Consider the following 16,029-nt stretch of genomic DNA (forward strand, 5'->3'; position numbering starts at 1 on the left):
CCACCGGATGTGGCAATTTTCTTGCAACAGGAAATTGCCATGACTGCCCGATATTCTTCCGTCCGCCGGACCTTTCCGGCATCCTATTGGACCCTTGCCCTTGCCCTGCTGTTCGCGGCAGAGCCCGCCGCCGCACAGGAGGCCGGCGATGCGCCCCGGCCCGATGCGGCCCTCGATGCGGCCCCCAATGCCCAAGGCAGCGGCAGCTATGGCGGCGACATCGTCGTCACCGCGCGCCGCCGCGCCGAAACCGCGCAGGACGTGCCGATCGCCATTTCGGTCGTCGGCGGCGACCAGATCGACAACACCGGCAGCTTCAACGTCGGGCGGCTCCAGCAACTGGCGCCGACGCTGCAATTCTATTCGTCGAACCCGCGCAATACCGCGGTCAACATCCGCGGCATCGGCGCGCCTTTCGGCCTGACCAACGACGGGATCGAGCAGGGGGTCGGCATCTATGTCGACGACGTCTATTATTCGCGCGTCGCTTCCGCGACCTTCGACTTCCTCGACGTCGCGCAGATCGAGGTGCTGCGCGGGCCGCAAGGCACGCTCTATGGCAAGAACACCACCGCCGGCGCGATCAACATCACGACCAACCAGCCGACCTTCGATTTCGAGGGCAAGGCCGAGATCAGCATCGGCAATCTGAATTTCAAGCAGGCGAAGGCCGCCATCTCGGGCCCGCTCACCGACCATCTCGCGGCGCGCATCGCGCTTTCTTCGACCAGCCGCCGCGGTACCATCTATAACGTCACCACCGACCGCTGGGTCCAGAGCCAGGACAATATCGGCATTCGCGGCCAATTGCTGTGGCAGCCGAATGATGATCTCAGCGTCACCCTGTCGGGCGACTGGAGCAAGCAGGATGCGGTATGCTGCGCCTCGGTATTCGTCCGCACCGGCGCGACGCAGCGCCCACTGAACCGCCAATATGCCGCGCTGGCCGCGGCGCAGGGCTATACCGTGCCGAGCACCAATCCCTATGACCGGCTGACCGACCTCGACGCCAGCCTCAACGCCGGGAACGAGATCGGCGGTGTCGCGCTGCGCGTCAAATGGGACGTGGGCCCCGGCACGCTGACCTCGGTCACCGCGTGGCGCTATTGGGATTGGCAGCCCGAGAACGATCGCGACTTCACCGGCCTGCCGATCGTCACCAAGTCGCAGAACCCGTCGCAGCAGAACCAGTATACGCAGGAATTGCGCTATAATTATACCGGCGACCGCTTCGACTTCGTGCTCGGCGGCTTCTACTATTACCAGCGCATCGACACGCAGGGGACCGAACAGCACGGCCCGGCGTCGAGCCGCTGGACGCTCAATCCAGGAAGCGATTCGACGCTCTTCGATCCGCTGGTGACCGGTTGCGGCCCGAGTGCGTCGAACCAGCTTGCTTGCACCCCGTCGGTGCTCGACGGGCTGACCGCGATCAATACCCAGTTCCTGAAAAATACCAGCGCCGCGCTGTTCGTGAAGGCGAGCTGGAAGATCAGCGACCAGTTCACGATCCAGCCCGGCGTCCGGCTGAACTACGACAAGAAGGAGGGCTTTTATCAGCGGCGCGTCTTCGCGGGCGACGGGACGCCGGTCGTTTTCGGGCCGACCGACGCGGTCACGCTCGCGCGGCTCGGCGTGTTCGCGCCGCAGGAATATGCGCCCGAGTTCAGCGACTGGAACTTCAGCTATGACCTGACCGCGACATACAAGGCGACGCGCGACCTGCTCTTCTATGCGACCTATGCCAAGACGTTCAAATCGGGCGGGATCAACCAGAATGGCGTGCCGAACGATGCGAACAACAATCCGCTGCTCGGCGCCGCGACGGTGAAGCCGGAGTCGGTCAATCACTATGAGGTCGGCATCAAGACGGAGTTCTGGGATCGCCGCGCGACCTTCAACCTCACCGCCTTCCGCACCGACATCAAGAATTTTCAGGCCAATGTGAACAACGGCCAGTTCGGCGTGCTGCGCGGCTATCTTGCCAATGCGGGGAAGGTGCGGACGCAGGGCGTCGAGGGCGATTTCTCGATCCGTCCGAGCGAACGCTTCCGGGCCTATGTCAACGGCGCCTATACGGACGCCAAATATGTGAAATTCGTCGATGCGCCGTGCGCGCCTGAACAGTCGGGTGGGACGACCAGTCCGCCGAACTGCGATGTTTCGGGCCAGCGGCTGCCGGGGGTTTCGAAATGGGCCTTTTCCTTCGGGGCCGAGGTCAATGCGGAGTCGAAGCTCGTCGACCAGGATGGGCAGTTCTATTTCGGCTATGACGGCAGCTATCGGTCGGACTGGTCGTCGAACCCGACGCCGTCGGCCTATACCTGGGTCAAGGGCTATTCGCTGTCGAACTTCCGCGCCGGGTTCCGGACGGAGAGCGGCTTCGACCTCTTCGCCTGGGTCCGCAACGCCTTCGATCAGAATTATATCGACCAGCTCAGCGTCGGGCCGGGCAATACGGGCCTGATTACCGGCCTGCCCGGCGACCCGCGCACATGGGGCGGAACGATCAAGGCGCGTTTCTGACCGGCGCAGCAAAAAGGGGCCGTCCCGGCTGGGGCGGCCCCTTTTTCATGCAGTCTTGTCAGCGCTGCTGCGGTTCGCGATTCTGCTGATCGCGGCGCGGCTGTTCGCCCTGCTGGCGGTTCTGACCGCCCTGCTGCTGCTGCTGTTGCTGCTCGCGACCCTGATCGCGGCCTCCCTTCTGGGGGTTCTGACCCTGCTGGTTCGGGTTGGCCATTTTCAGTCTCCTGCAAAATGCCGCAGGCATACCGTCATGCTGCGGCGAACAGGAAACTCGTGGGACCGGTCCAATGTTCCCCGTCTGCGACGGACCGATGGGGATGCGTCGACAGGTCGCGGGAGAGACTGTTATTCGGCATCGAGCCCGTAGGCGGTGTGCAGCACGCGTACCGCGAGTTCGGTCTCGTCCTCGTCGATCAGCACGCTGACCTTGATCTCGCTGGTCGAGATGGCCTGGATGTTGATGCCACGGTCCGCGAGCGCGCGGAACATCGTGCTCGCGACGCCGGCATGGCTCTTCATCCCGACGCCAACGACGCTGATCTTCGCGACCTTGTCGTCCGACAGGATACGATTGAAGCCGATCTTGTCCTTCGCGGCCTCCAGCAGGTCGATCGAGCGGATGAGGTCGGTTTCGGGCACGGTGAAGGTCACGTCGGTCTCGCCCTTGTCGCGGCCGACATTCTGGATGATCATGTCGACGTTGATCCCCGCCGCGGCCAGCGGGCCGAAGATGCTGGCGACCGCGCCCGGGCGGTCGGGCACGCGGGTGACGATGATCTTCGCCTCATTCTTGGCCAGAGCGATGCCGGTGATGAGCTGCCGTTCCATGTGGAGTTCCTCTATTTCCTGATCGCTGACGATCATCGTGCCCCGCTTCGGCGCCTCGTCGCCCTCGACGAAGCTGGAGAGCACCTGCACGCGCACGCCTTCCTTCATCGCGAGCCCGACCGAGCGGGTCTGGAGCACCTTGGCGCCGACGCTCGCCAGTTCGAGCATTTCCTCATAGGTCACATAATCGAGCTTGCGGGCGCGCGCGACGATGCGCGGATCGGTGGTGTAGACGCCGTCGACGTCGGTATAGATGTCGCAGCGGTCCGCCTTTACTGCCGCCGCGACCGCGACCGCGCTGGTGTCCGACCCGCCGCGGCCGAGCGTCGCGATGCGGCCGTCCTCCATCAGGCCCTGAAAGCCCGGGATCACCGCCACTTCGCCGCGCGCCATCGCCGCAGACAGCGCGCCGGTCTCGATCTCGTGGATGCGGGCGCGGGCGTGGACCTCTTCGGTGCGGATCGGCAATTGCCAGCCGAGCCAGCTTCGCGCCGGCGTGCCCATCGCCTGCAGGGTCAGCGCGAGCAGGCCCGACGTCACCTGTTCGCCCGATGCGACGACGACGTCATATTCGGCGGGGTCGTAGCGCGGGTTCGCCTCGCGGCAGAAATTGACGAGCCGATCGGTCTCGCCCGCCATCGCGGAGACGACCACGGCGACCTCGTTGCCCTGGGCCACTTCGCGCGCGACGAGTTTCGCGACGGTGCGAATCCGCTCGGTGCCCGCCATCGACGTGCCTCCGAATTTCATCACGATCCGCGCCATCTCGTCCTGCCTTCCGCAACTGGTATCGCCTGCAACTTTTCCGTGGAATCCTGCGGGCGCGCCGCTGTTAGGCAAGGGGAGGGGCTATGGCAAGGCGGCGAGCGGGCGGCGGGGATATATTTTCTTGGCCGCGGGCAATCGCAGGCGTTCCGATGCCGCGTCGACCGTGGCCGGACGGCAATTTTCTTGCGTCGCCGGGGCAGGAGTGCCACATCGCTGGGCATGAACGCCGCGACGATCGATCCGCAGGAAGCCGCCCATTTCGGGGCGCTCGCCGCCGACTGGTGGGACCCGCGCGGGTCCTCGGCGATGCTCCATCGCCTGAACCCGGTACGCCTCGCCTATATCCGGGAGCAGATCGACGCGCACTGGCACGCCGACAGCCGCGAGCGCCGTCCGCTTGCCGGCAGGTCCGCGCTCGACGTCGGCTGCGGCGCCGGGCTACTCGCCGAGCCGCTGGCGCGCATGGGCGCGGCGGTGACGGGCGTCGACGCGGCGCCCGAGAATATCGGCGCGGCGCGCGCGCATGCGGCGGGGCAGGGGCTGGCGATCGCCTATCACGCGGGCGAACTGGCCGCGCTGCCGCCCGCGACCTTCGACCTCGTCACCTCGATGGAGGTGGTCGAGCATGTCGCCGACCCGGCCGCCTTCGTCGCCGAACTGGCGGCGCGGCTCGCGCCGGGCGGGCTGATGATCCTGTCGACGCCGAACCGCACGACGCTGTCGAAGCTGCTGCTCGTCGAGGCGGCCGAGCGGGTCGGCGCGGTGCCGCGCGGCACCCACGACTGGGATCGCTTCCTGCGGCCCGACGAGCTGACCGGCCTGATCGAGGGGGCGGGGCTGGAGGTGGTCGACCGCACTGGCCTGTCGCCGTCGCCGGCGCGGGGGTTCAAGCTCGGCGGCAGCGAGGCGCTCAACTATCTGCTGACGGCGCGGCGCCGGGGGTAGATGGGACGGGCCCGCATTCCGTGGCGCGTCAAAAGTCCACGTCTTCGTAGTATTTCGGCGGGGTAACGATCTCCATCCGCTCGGCGAGCAGCGGGCGGAAGCTGGGGCGCGACTTGAGCCCCGAATACCAGCCCTTGGTCTGCTCGTGCCCGGTCCAATCGATACCGCCCAGATAGTCGGCGACCGAGATGTGCGCGGCGGCGGCGAGGTCGGCGAGGCTCATCGTCGCGCCGGCGAGCCAGGTGCGGTGGTCGATCAGATAATCGACATAGTCGAGGTGGTTGTTCGCCGCCTTCATCGCCTCGCGCAGCGCGCCGCCGTCGGGGGGCTGGCGGTGGACGATGCGCTTCTGCATCCGCTCGAACAGTAGCGGGCCCGTCACCTCGTAGAAGAAATCCTGGTCGAACCACGCGACCAGGCGGCGGATCTCGGCACGCTGCGCGGCGGTGCCGTTGATCATCGCCTTGCCCTCGACCGTCTCCTCGAAATATTCGGCGATCGCGTTGCTGTCGATCAGCACCTGCCCGCGACCCTCGTCGACCATCACCGGGGTGCGGCCGGCGGGATTGAGGTCGATGAACTCGTCGCGCCGCTCCCACGGCGACTCGCGCAGCAATTCATAGCCGACCCCTTTTTCGCCCAGCAAAAGCCTGATCTTGCGGGAGAAGGGACAAAGCGGGAATTGATAGAGCTGCCACATGGCTTCGACATAGCGGCTGCGGGGCGCAACGGCTATGGCGGTTTTCAGCGTCGCGCGGCGTCGCGTTCGCGTTCCCATTGGGCGGCAAGGTCGCGCGCCATGTCCTTGAGGACCGGGGCATAGGCCGCCAGCGCCGAGGCCGCGTGGCCGGCCATGCGCGCGCCGGCGCGAACGTCGTCGCCCATCCGCTCGGCATAATAGGGATCGTCCTTGCCCGCGACCTCGCCCAGCGTCGCGTCGGGCGGGATGTAGGCGGCGTCGGATTCGGGGTCGATCTGCGCCACGGCCTGCGCGAGCGGGCCGACGTTGAGCTGCATCAGCGCCCCGATCAGCGCCGTCACCGTGTCGGCCATGCGATCCTGGAGCAGGGGGTCGTTCAGCGCCGCGACGGCGCCGCGCGTATCATGTTCGCCCGCCGCCGCAGGCAGCGGCGCCGCGAGCGCGAGCGCGAGCAGGGGGAGGGCAGCGATGGTCCAGCGCATGGCGTCGTCCTTTCGACCGGAAATCGAAGCGCGGATCATAGGCGCGAGTCGCTTTCGCTGCGCTGAACGCGGCATGCCGTCCATGCCGCGTCCGCGTCATTCCGCCGCTTCGACCGCGATATCGGAGTCGCTCAGCGGGTGGGCGAGGCGGGCGACCATCTCCTTCGGACAGACCTGCCAGAACTGCGCGCGGCGGCGGTCCCAGTCGGACAGGATTTCGGCCGACCAGCGGCTGCCCGTCGCCGCGGCATGCTCGGCGATCAGCGTCTTCAGCACGCCTTCCCAATGCGCGCTGTCGAGCCGCTGCCACTGGATCGATTCGCCGTTCGCATGGCGTTCGAAGCTGCCGTCCTCGTCGAGGACGAAAGCCATGCCGCCGGTCATGCCGGCGCCGAAGTTCGAGCCGACGGGGCCGAGGATCACCGCGGTGCCGCCGGTCATATATTCGCAGCCGTTCGCGCCGCAGCCCTCGATCACGACGCGCGCGCCCGAGTTGCGCACCGCGAAGCGCTCGCCCGCCTGCCCCGCGGCGAGCAGCGTGCCCGCGGTCGCGCCATAGAGGACGGTGTTGCCGACGATGCTGTTGTGCTGGCTGACCAGCGGGCTCGACACGGTCGGGCGCACGACGATGCGGCCGCCCGACAAGCCCTTGCCGACATAGTCGTTGGCGTCGCCGAACACCTCGAGCGTGATGCCGCTGCACAGAAAGGCGCCGAGCGACTGGCCCGCGGTGCCGCGCAGACGCACCTGGACATGGTCGTCGGCCAGCCCGTTCATCCCGAACCGCGCGGTGATCTCCGCCGACAGCCGGGTGCCGACGGCGCGGTGCGTGTTGCGGACATTGTAGGTGAGCTGCATCCGCTCGCCGCGCTCGAACAGCGGCTTCGCGTCGCTCAGTATCTGCGCGTCGAGGCTGTCGGGCACCGGGTTGCGGAAGTTCGGACCCTGCGACCGGCGTTCCTCGTCGGGCGCGTCGACCTTGGCCAGCAGCGGGTTGAGGTCGAGATCGTCGAGATGCTCGGCGCCGCGGCTGACCTGACGCAGCAGTTCGGTGCGCCCGATCACCTCGTCGAGGCTGCGGCAGCCGAGTCTGGCGAGGATCTCGCGCACCTCCTCGGCGATGAAGGTCATCAGATTGATGACCTTTTCGGGGCTGCCGCCGAATTTGGCGCGCAGCTTTTCGTCCTGGGTGCAGATGCCGACCGGGCAGGTGTTCGAATGGCACTGGCGCACCATGATGCAGCCCATCGCGACGAGGCTGAGCGTCCCGATGCCGAACTCCTCGGCGCCGAGGATCGCCGCGATCACGATGTCGCGGCCGGTCTTGAGCCCGCCGTCGGTGCGCAGGCGGATACGATGGCGCAGCCCGTTGAGGGTCAGCACCTGATTGACCTCCGACAGCCCCATTTCCCACGGGGTGCCGGCATATTTGATGCTGGTCTGCGGACTGGCGCCGGTACCGCCGGTGTTGCCCGAGACGAGAATGACGTCGGCGTGCGCCTTGGCGACGCCCGCCGCGACGGTGCCGATGCCCGCGGAGCTGACGAGCTTCACGCAGACGCGCGCGCGCGGGTTGATCTGCTTGAGGTCGTAGATGAGCTGCGCGAGGTCCTCGATCGAATAGATGTCGTGGTGCGGCGGCGGGGATATGAGCATCACGCCCGGTGTCGAATGGCGCAGCCGCGCGATGAACTCGGTGACCTTGAAGCCCGGAAGCTGTCCGCCCTCGCCGGGCTTGGCGCCCTGCGCGACCTTGATCTCTATCTCGTCGCAGGCGCCCAGATATTCGGCGGTGACGCCGAAACGGCCGCTGGCGATCTGCTTGATGTTGCTGTTGGCATTGTCGCCGTTCGGATAGGGATGATAGCGCGCGCTGTCCTCGCCGCCTTCGCCCGACACCGCCTTCGCGCCGATGCGGTTCATCGCGATCGCCAGCGTCTCGTGCGCCTCCGGCGACAGCGCGCCGAGCGACATGCCGGGGGTGACGAAGCGCTTGCGAATCTCGGTGATCGCCTCGACGCTGTCGAGCGGGACGCCCTGCTGCGGAAAGTTGAATTCGAGCAGGTCGCGCAGATAGACGGGCGGCAGATCGTCGACCCCGCGCGAGAATTGCAGATAGGTCGAATAGCTGTCGGTCGCGACCGCGGTCTGGAGCAGGTGCATGAGCTGCGCCGAATAGGCGTGCGCCTCGCCCCCCGCGCGCTGGCGGTAGAAACCGCCGACGGGCAGCGCGATGACACGATTGTCGAACGCCGCCTCGTGCTTGTCGGTCGCGTTGATGAACAGCGACTGATAGCCTTCGCCCGAAATCTTTGCCGGCATGCCGGGGAAGAGATCGTTGACGAGCGCGCGCGACAGGCCGACCGCCTCGAAATTATAGCCGCCGCGATAGCTGGAGATCACCGCGATCCCCATCTTCGCCATGATCTTGAGCAGCCCGTCGTTGATCGCCTTGCGGAAGCGGGCGCGGCAGTCGTCGAGCGACAGGTCGCCGAACAGGCCGCGCGCGTGGCGGTCGGCGATGCTCGCCTCGGCCAGATAGGCGTGGACGGTGGTTGCGCCGACGCCGACCAGCACCGCGAAGGCGTGGGTGTCGAGCACCTCGGCCGAGCGGATGTTGATCGAGGCATAGCTGCGCAGCCCCTTGCGGACCAGGTGAGTGTGGACCGCGGCGGCGGCGAGCACCATCGCGACGCCGACGCGGTCGGGGCCGATGGCCTGGTCGGTCAGGAACAGCTCGCTGCGCCCGGCGCGCACCGCGTCCTCCGCCTCGCGGCGGATGCGCGCGATCGCGTCGCGCAGCGCCGAGGCGTCGTCGCCGGCGGCGAAGGTGCAGTCGATGTCGGCGACCGCGTCGCCGAAATAGGCGCGCAGCCGATCCCAGTCGTCGCCGACGAGCACCGGTGAATCGATGACGAGGACGTGCGCGCTCTGCCCCTTTTCGTCGAGGATGTTGCCGAGGTTGGAGAAGCGGGTGTTGAGGCTCATCACATGCCGTTCGCGCAGGGAGTCGATCGGCGGGTTGGTGACCTGGCTGAAATTCTGGCGAAAGAATTGCGCGACGTGGCGCGGCTTGTCCGAGATGACCGCGAGCGGCGTGTCGTCGCCCATCGATCCGATCGCTTCCTTGGCATCCTCGACCATCGGCGACAGGATCAGTTCCATGTCCTCCATCGTCAGGCCCGCCGCGACCTGGCGGCGCAGCAGTTCGGCGCGGTCCCACGCGGGAAGGCTGGCCTTGCCGCCCTTCGGCAGGTCGGCCATGGTACGGAAGCCCTTGACGCGCGAGGCATAGTCCTGCGCGCCGGCGATGCGGTCCTTGATCGCGCGATCCTCGTAAAGCGTTCCTTCGTCGAGGTCGACCGCGATCATCTGGCCGGGGCCGAGGCGGCCCTTCTTGCGGATGCTCGCCTCCGGCAGCAGCACCATGCCGCTTTCCGATCCGACGACGAGCAGATTGTCGGCGGTCAGCGTGTAGCGCAGCGGGCGCAGCGCGTTGCGGTCCATCCCCGCCACCGCCCAGCGGCCGTCGGTCATCGCCAGCGCGGCGGGGCCGTCCCACGGCTCGGTGACGCTGGCGAGATAGGCGTACATCGCCTTGTGCGCGTCGGGGATATCGTCGTCGTGCCCCCATGCCTCGGGAACGAGGATCAGCTTCGCGGTCGGCGCGTCGCGGCCGGCGCGGCACAGCGTCTCGAACACCGCGTCGAGCGCCGCGGTGTCGCTGGCGCCCGCGGGGATCACCGGCTTGATGTCCTCCGAATGCTCGCCGAAGGCGAGGCTCGCCATCTTGATCTCGTGGCTCTTCATCCAGTTGCGGTTGCCGCGGATCGTGTTGATCTCGCCGTTATGGGCGAGGCAGCGGAAGGGCTGGGCCAGCCACCATTGCGGGAAGGTGTTGGTCGAATAGCGCTGGTGGAAGATCGCGACCCGGCTTTCGAACAGGCGGTTGGTCAGGTCGGGATAGAAATCGGCCAGGCTCTCGGCCAGGAACAGCCCCTTGTAGATGATCGAGCGACCCGACAGGGAGCAGATATAGAAATCGTGGATCTGCGCCGCGATCACCTTCTTCTCGATCCGGCGGCGGACGAGATAGAGCTGCTTTTCGAATTCGGCGAGCGACTGTTCCTCGGGCAGCGGACCGGCGATCATGATCTGCTCGATCTCCGGGCGCGTGCGCTGCGCCTTGTCGCCGATCACCGACACGTCGACGGGCACCTGCCGCCAGCCGTAGATGGTGTAGCCCGCATCGATGATCTCCGCCTCGACGATCGTCCGGCACGCTTCCTGCGCGCCCAGGTCGGTGCGCGGCAGGAAGACCATGCCGACGGCGAGGCGGTTCGGGCGCACCTTGTGCCCCGACGCCGCGATCGCATCGTCGAAGAAGCGTTCGGGCAGGTCGACATGGATGCCCGCCCCGTCCCCCGTCTTGCCGTCGGCATCGACCGCGCCGCGGTGCCACACCGCGCGCAGCGCCTCGATCGCCGCATCGACGACGCGGCGCGACGGCTTGCCGTCGGTCGCGGCGACCAGCCCGACGCCGCAGGCATCGGATTCGAGGTCGGGGCGATACATGCCGGTTTCGGCGAGCCGCGCATGGTCGGGGGTGGGGTAATGGGTCATGTCTTCGTTCCTGACTATGAGGTCGGATCGGTCATGCCGAGCCGCTTGCGCGCGTTGGCGGCGGCACTCTGTTCGGCTTCGTAGGTTGCCGCTTCCAGTTCCTCGACCGCCTTGCGGTCGGCCTCGGACCAGTTGGAGCGGTCGTGGCCCGCGTCGTAATCGTCCGCGGCTGCGGCCGCCGCATCGGCGGCCGCGTCGACGGCATCGTCGGTATAGCTCCATTCGTCGCTGGCCGCGGCTTCGGTGGTCTCGACCGGCGCATTCCACGAATCGCGCGTTTCCTTGAGCGTCTTGACGTCGACCTTGAGCAGTTTGGCGAGCTTGCGCAGTTCGGCGTCGCTCAGGTCGGCCAGCGCGCGTTCCTTCGGCAGCTCCTTGAGCTGACCCTCGACCTGCGGCGCGCGGTCGATGACCTTGTCCGCCAGCGGCGGAACGGCCTTGATCATCGCCAGCATCACCTCCGGATCGGCCTGCAGTGCCATCCATTCGCGGGCATAGGCCTGGCCGGCGGGGGTGGCGAAGAAGGCGTTGAACTGGCCGAGCTGGTCGGCGGCGAAGGTGCGGGCATAGGCGCGCGCAAGCCCCGCGCGCATCGGCGGTTCGAGGTCGGCGAGCACCTCGCTGATCACCGGCTTGATGACGGCGGTCACCTGCTCTTCGCGCTGCTTGCGATGGGGGTCGAACAGGTCGGCGATCGCCTGCTTGCTCGGCGCGTCGAGCGCGGCGATCGTGTCGCTGTCGACGCCGGTCTTGATGCCGATCATCAGGTCCGACGCGCCGTCGACCTGCGCCATGATCGACTTGAAGACCTTGCCGTAGAGATTGTCGAGCATCCGCTCGAGGCTGCCCGCGGGAATCAGCGCGGCCGTCGTCTGCTGCGCGAGCGCGAGCTGCGCGGGGTCGATCGGCGGCAGCGTGTCGGTTGCGAATATCCTTTCGACGAGCGCGATGGCTTCGTCCATTTCCTTGCGCATCCGCGCCTTGGCATCGGCAAGGCTGCTTTCGCTCAGCATCGAATCGTCGGCGACGACCTCTGCCGCCGGCGCTTCCTCGGGTTCGGCCCAGGCGGGCGCGGCGGGGGACAGCAGCGCGACGGTGCCGGCGAGCGCCAGCGATTTCCAGCTCGACATGGTCATGATTCCTTCCTGTTGATCATGCCGCCTTCTTTTCGGTTTTTGCCTTGACCTTCAACCACTTTGCCATCTGTTCGCTGACGTCGCGGCCGTCGCGGATGCCCCAGACGACCAGGCTGGCGCCGCGCACGATGTCGCCCGCGGCGAACACGCCGGGCAGGCTGGTCATCATCGTCTGGTGATCGACGCGCAGCGTGCCCCAGCGCGTGACGCTGAGGTCGGGGGCGCCGAACAGGTGCGGCAGTTCCTCCGGGTCGAAACCGAGCGCCTTGATCACCATGTCGGCGGGTAGGTCGAAGCTGCGGCCCGGATCGGGCTCGGGGTTGCGGCGGCCGCTCGCGTCGGGCGCGCCGAGGCGCATGCCCTGCGCCGCGACCTGCCGGACCGCCTTGTCGGCGGTGAAGCGCTCGGGCGCCGCCAGCCACACGAACTCGACGCCTTCCTCCTCGGCATTGGCGACTTCGCGCTGCGAGCCCGGCATATTCTCCCGGTCGCGGCGATAGAGGCATTTGACCGACTTCGCGCCCTGGCGGATCGCGGTGCGAACGCAGTCCATCGCGGTGTCGCCGCCGCCGATGACGACGACATGCTTGCCCTCGGCATTCAGCCGCCCGTCGTCGAACGCGGGGACCGCATCGCCGAACCCCTTGCGGTTCGAGGCGATCAGATAGTCGAGCGCGGCGACCACGCCCTCGGCATCCTTGCCGGGGACGGCGATCTCGCGCGCCTTGTAGACGCCGGTCGCGATCAGCACCGCGTCGTGCCGCTGGCGCAGCGCGTCGAGCGTCGCGTCCCGGCCCACCTCGAACCCGGCGTGGAAGTGGATGCCGCTTTCGGCGAGCCGCTCGATGCGGCGCATCACCACCTCCTTCTCCAGCTTGAAGCCGGGAATGCCGTAGGTGAGCAGGCCGCCGGCGCGGTCGTGGCGGTCATAGACATGCACCTCGTGCCCCGCGACGCGCAGATATTCGGCGGCGGTCAGCCCGGCCGGGCCGGCGCCGACGATGCCCACCGACTGGCCCGTCGCCGGGCCCGCGCGGACCGGCTCGACCCAGCCCTCGGCCCAGGCGGTGTCGGTGATGTATTTCTCGACGCTGCCGATGGTCACAGCGCCGTGACCCGCGCTCTCGATCACGCAATTGCCTTCGCACAACCGGTCCTGCGGGCAGATGCGGCCGCAGATCTCGGGCATCGTCGAGGTCGCGTTCGACAGCTCGTACGCCTCGCGCAGCCGCCCCTCCGCGGTCAGGCGCAGCCATTCGGGGATGTGGTTGTGCAGCGGACAATGCACCGAGCAATAGGGCACGCCGCACTGCGAACAGCGCGCCGACTGATCGCGCGCATCGGGCGCGGCGTAGCGCTCGGCGATCTCGCGGAAATCGCGCGCGCGCTCCTCCGGCGAGCGCTTGTCGGGATAGGATTGGTCGTGCCCCACGAACTGGAGCATGCGATCGGCAGCCATGCATTTTTTCCCTTCGTTGCGAGGGCGGATGCAGGAGCGCCGAAAGGCTGTCATCAGGAAAAGCGGATTTAAGGCAGTAATACTGACCTTAAATCCGCTCAATTCTGGAAAGTCGCTTATCTCACGCAATCATCTTTCAAAATTAGTAAAATGTCGGACCTATCTTAGGGCCAGCCAGGCCAGCGCTGCGGCGCCGACGATGATTCGATACCAAGCGAAGGGGCCGAATCCGTATCGCGTCACGACGGCGAGGAAGGCCTTGATCACCGCCCAGGCGACGATGAAGGACACGAACGCGCCGAGCGCGATCAGGCCCAGGTCGTTCCGGGTGATCGATTCGTGATGCTTGGCAAGCTGCAGCACCGTCGCGCCGGTCAGCGTCGGCAGGGCGAGAAAGAAGCTGAACTCGGCGGCGGTCTTGCGGTCGATGCCGAGCGCCATCGCGCCCATGATCGTCGCGCCCGAGCGGCTGACCCCCGGGATCATCGCGATGCACTGGACAAGGCCGACGATGATCGACTGGCGCGTCGTCAGCGCCGCGACCCCGCCGCTGTCGACGGGTTTCGCGAACCGCTCGACGAGCAGGATGGCGAACCCGCCGATCACCAGCGCCCAGGCGACGACGACGGCGTTTTCGAGCAGCGCCTCGATATAGTCGCCGAACGCGAGCCCCAGGACGACCGCGGGCAGGAAGGCGAGCAGCAGGTTGCGCACGAAGGCGATCGCCACCGGGTCGCGCCGGAAGAAGCCGACGATCATCTCGCGGAACAACCGCCGGTAGAGGACGACGATCGCGAGGATCGCGCCCGGCTGGATCGCGATGTTGAACACCGCCCAGCGCGCCGCGTCATAGCCGAGCAGCTCGGTCGCGAGGATCAGGTGGCCGGTCGAGGAGACGGGCAGGAATTCGGTCAGCCCCTCGACGATGCCGAGGATGATCGCGGTCAGCCACAGGCTCATCGACGCTCTCCCGCCGGCGCGTGCCCAGGGGGAGGGGCAAGCGAGGGGGGAGGGGGAGCGAACGGCAAATCGGCTGGGGGCATGAACGATCCTGCGAAGCGAAGACGAATAGGCGAAGGGGCGGCCGGCTCGGTGCCGGACGCCCCTTTCCCTGACGGACCTACGCAGCGCGTGCGGATTTTTCCAGCCGCTATTTGAAAAGCGCGCGGCCGGGCGCGCCGGAGCGGGCGGTTAACGCGCCGCGGCCCCGGCAAAGCGGCCGTGGCGGCGATACTGGACGAGCCAGCCTTCGGCGACCGCGGCGAGCGACGTCGGCGTGATGCCGAGCTGCGCGAGCCCGGCGGCGCCGGGGGCGACGACATTGTCGACCTGCAGCATCCGCCACTGATCGCGGGTGATCGGCGCGCCGGGCAGCCAGCCCAGCCCGGCGGCGAGCGCCGCTGCGACGGCGTCGGGCATCTCGACGAACAGCCGCTTTCGTCCGGTCGCGGCGGCGATCCACTGCTGCAGCGCGGCCATCGTCAACACCTGCGGCCCGCCCAGTTCGAACAGGTCGCCAGCGGCCGGCGCGGCGAGCGCCGCGACCACCGCATCGGCGACATCGCCGACATAGACGGGCTGGAGCTTCGTTGCCGGCGCGATCACCGGGACGACCGGCGTCATGCGCATCAGCGCCGCGAAACGGTTGATGAACCGGTCCTCGCGCCCGAAGACGATCGACGGGCGCAGGATCGTCGCCTCGGGGAAGGCGGCGCGGACCGCGGCCTCGCCGTCGCCCTTGCTGCGGCCATAGGCCGAGGCGCTGTCGCGATCGGCGCCGATCGCCGAGACATGGGCGAAGGCGCGCGCGCCGGCGGCTTTCGCGGCGGCGGCGGCATGGCCGGCGCCCTCCGCCTGCACCGCGTGCATCGCGTCGAAGCTGCCGGCGAGGTTGACGACGGCGTCGCTGCCCTGGACCGCGCGCGCGACGCTCGCCGCATCGCGCACGTCGGCGGCGACGAACTGCGTCTGGCCCAGGCCGCCGAGCGGCTTCAGGAACACCGCCGCGCGCGGGTCGCGCTGCGCGACGCGCACCCGCGCGCCCAGCGTCAGCAGGCGTTGCACGACATAGCGGCCGACGAACCCGCCGCCGCCCAGCACCGTGATCAATTGTCCGTCGAGGTTGCGCATCGCGTCGCCCTGTATCCGATTCTCCACCGGCGCCGCGGCGCCGCTCGCGCTCCCATGCCGCGAAGCGCCCGCGGGGGCAAGGGCATGTGTCGCGGGCGGCGACGCAAATCCGCGCTTCGGCAAAATAATCGCGCCGCGCCCGTGCAGCGCGGTTGACAAGCGCCAGCCCCCGCCGCTAAGCGCCCGCTCCTACCCCGTGCCCAGATGGCGGAATTGGTAGACGCACCAGCTTCAGGTGCTGGCGATCGCAAGGTCGTGGAGGTTCGAGTCCTCTTCTGGGCACCATTTACCCCTCTCCTGACATCCCAGAACCATCGACAAAACGGCAGAAATATGCCATTTTCTCCTTGGTCTTGTCTTTTGGTGTCCGAGGATATTTCACTCGATCTCACTCGAAATGGGGCCACCGGAATAGGCGATGGCCCCACGGCC

General features: G+C 67.6%; 11 protein-coding genes and 1 tRNA gene. 3 read left to right on the top strand and 9 right to left on the bottom strand.

The window, feature by feature from the left end:
* The first annotated feature begins 39 nt into the window (after positions 1–39).
* Complete coding sequence (locus C3E99_RS04345) at positions 40–2,526, top strand: TonB-dependent receptor (protein WP_076074650.1); 2,487 nt, start codon at positions 40–42, stop codon at positions 2,524–2,526.
* Between the two features lie 58 nt (positions 2,527–2,584).
* Here C3E99_RS04345 and C3E99_RS19960 read toward each other — a convergent pair whose 3' ends face one another.
* Positions 2,585–2,740 (bottom strand): hypothetical protein, encoded by a 156-nt coding sequence (locus tag C3E99_RS19960; protein WP_199775064.1) that lies wholly within the window; start codon positions 2,738–2,740, stop codon positions 2,585–2,587.
* Positions 2,741–2,871: 131 nt separating this feature from the next.
* Complete coding sequence (locus C3E99_RS04350; protein ID WP_104959461.1) at positions 2,872–4,119, bottom strand: aspartate kinase; 1,248 nt, start codon at positions 4,117–4,119, stop codon at positions 2,872–2,874.
* Between the two features lie 222 nt (positions 4,120–4,341).
* Between C3E99_RS04350 and ubiG the strand changes: the two genes are divergently transcribed.
* A complete protein-coding gene (gene ubiG / locus C3E99_RS04355; RefSeq protein WP_104959462.1) occupies positions 4,342–5,067 on the top strand; it encodes a bifunctional 2-polyprenyl-6-hydroxyphenol methylase/3-demethylubiquinol 3-O-methyltransferase UbiG in 726 nt (241 codons plus the stop codon).
* 28 nt (positions 5,068–5,095) lie between these two features.
* On the opposite strand, the gene C3E99_RS04360 is transcribed toward ubiG, so the two are convergent.
* The 7 genes from C3E99_RS04360 to C3E99_RS04390 all read right to left on the bottom strand — a co-directional run bounded on the left by C3E99_RS04360 (position 5,096) and on the right by C3E99_RS04390 (position 15,597).
* Positions 5,096–5,767, bottom strand: coding sequence for a glutathione S-transferase family protein (locus C3E99_RS04360; RefSeq protein WP_067105932.1), 672 nt, complete (start codon positions 5,765–5,767; stop codon positions 5,096–5,098).
* A gap of 44 nt (positions 5,768–5,811) precedes the next feature.
* Positions 5,812–6,249 carry a hypothetical protein gene (locus C3E99_RS04365; protein WP_067105934.1) on the bottom strand — a complete coding sequence of 146 codons (438 nt, stop codon included), beginning with the start codon at positions 6,247–6,249 and terminating at the stop codon, positions 5,812–5,814.
* A 96-nt stretch (positions 6,250–6,345) separates the two neighbouring features.
* Complete coding sequence (gene gltB, locus C3E99_RS04370; protein ID WP_067105874.1) at positions 6,346–10,872, bottom strand: glutamate synthase large subunit; 4,527 nt, start codon at positions 10,870–10,872, stop codon at positions 6,346–6,348.
* A gap of 14 nt (positions 10,873–10,886) precedes the next feature.
* Positions 10,887–12,008 carry a DUF2059 domain-containing protein gene (locus tag C3E99_RS04375; RefSeq protein WP_067105876.1) on the bottom strand — a complete coding sequence of 374 codons (1,122 nt, stop codon included), beginning with the start codon at positions 12,006–12,008 and terminating at the stop codon, positions 10,887–10,889.
* Between the two features lie 16 nt (positions 12,009–12,024).
* A complete protein-coding gene (locus C3E99_RS04380) occupies positions 12,025–13,467 on the bottom strand; it encodes an NAD(P)-dependent oxidoreductase (RefSeq protein WP_067105878.1) in 1,443 nt (480 codons plus the stop codon).
* A gap of 159 nt (positions 13,468–13,626) precedes the next feature.
* Positions 13,627–14,427: an undecaprenyl-diphosphate phosphatase gene (locus C3E99_RS04385; protein ID WP_076074665.1), complete on the bottom strand. Its 801-nt coding sequence runs from the start codon at positions 14,425–14,427 to the stop codon at positions 13,627–13,629.
* Between the two features lie 231 nt (positions 14,428–14,658).
* Positions 14,659–15,597: a complex I NDUFA9 subunit family protein gene (locus tag C3E99_RS04390; protein WP_076077685.1), complete on the bottom strand. Its 939-nt coding sequence runs from the start codon at positions 15,595–15,597 to the stop codon at positions 14,659–14,661.
* Between the two features lie 198 nt (positions 15,598–15,795).
* On the opposite strand from C3E99_RS04390, the gene C3E99_RS04395 reads away from it, so the two are divergent.
* A tRNA-Leu gene (locus tag C3E99_RS04395) sits at positions 15,796–15,882 on the top strand.
* The last annotated feature ends 147 nt before the right edge of the window (positions 15,883–16,029 follow it).

Origin of the sequence: Sphingopyxis sp. MG (assembly GCF_002953155.1) — a bacterium.
GTDB lineage: Bacteria > Pseudomonadota > Alphaproteobacteria > Sphingomonadales > Sphingomonadaceae > Sphingopyxis > Sphingopyxis granuli.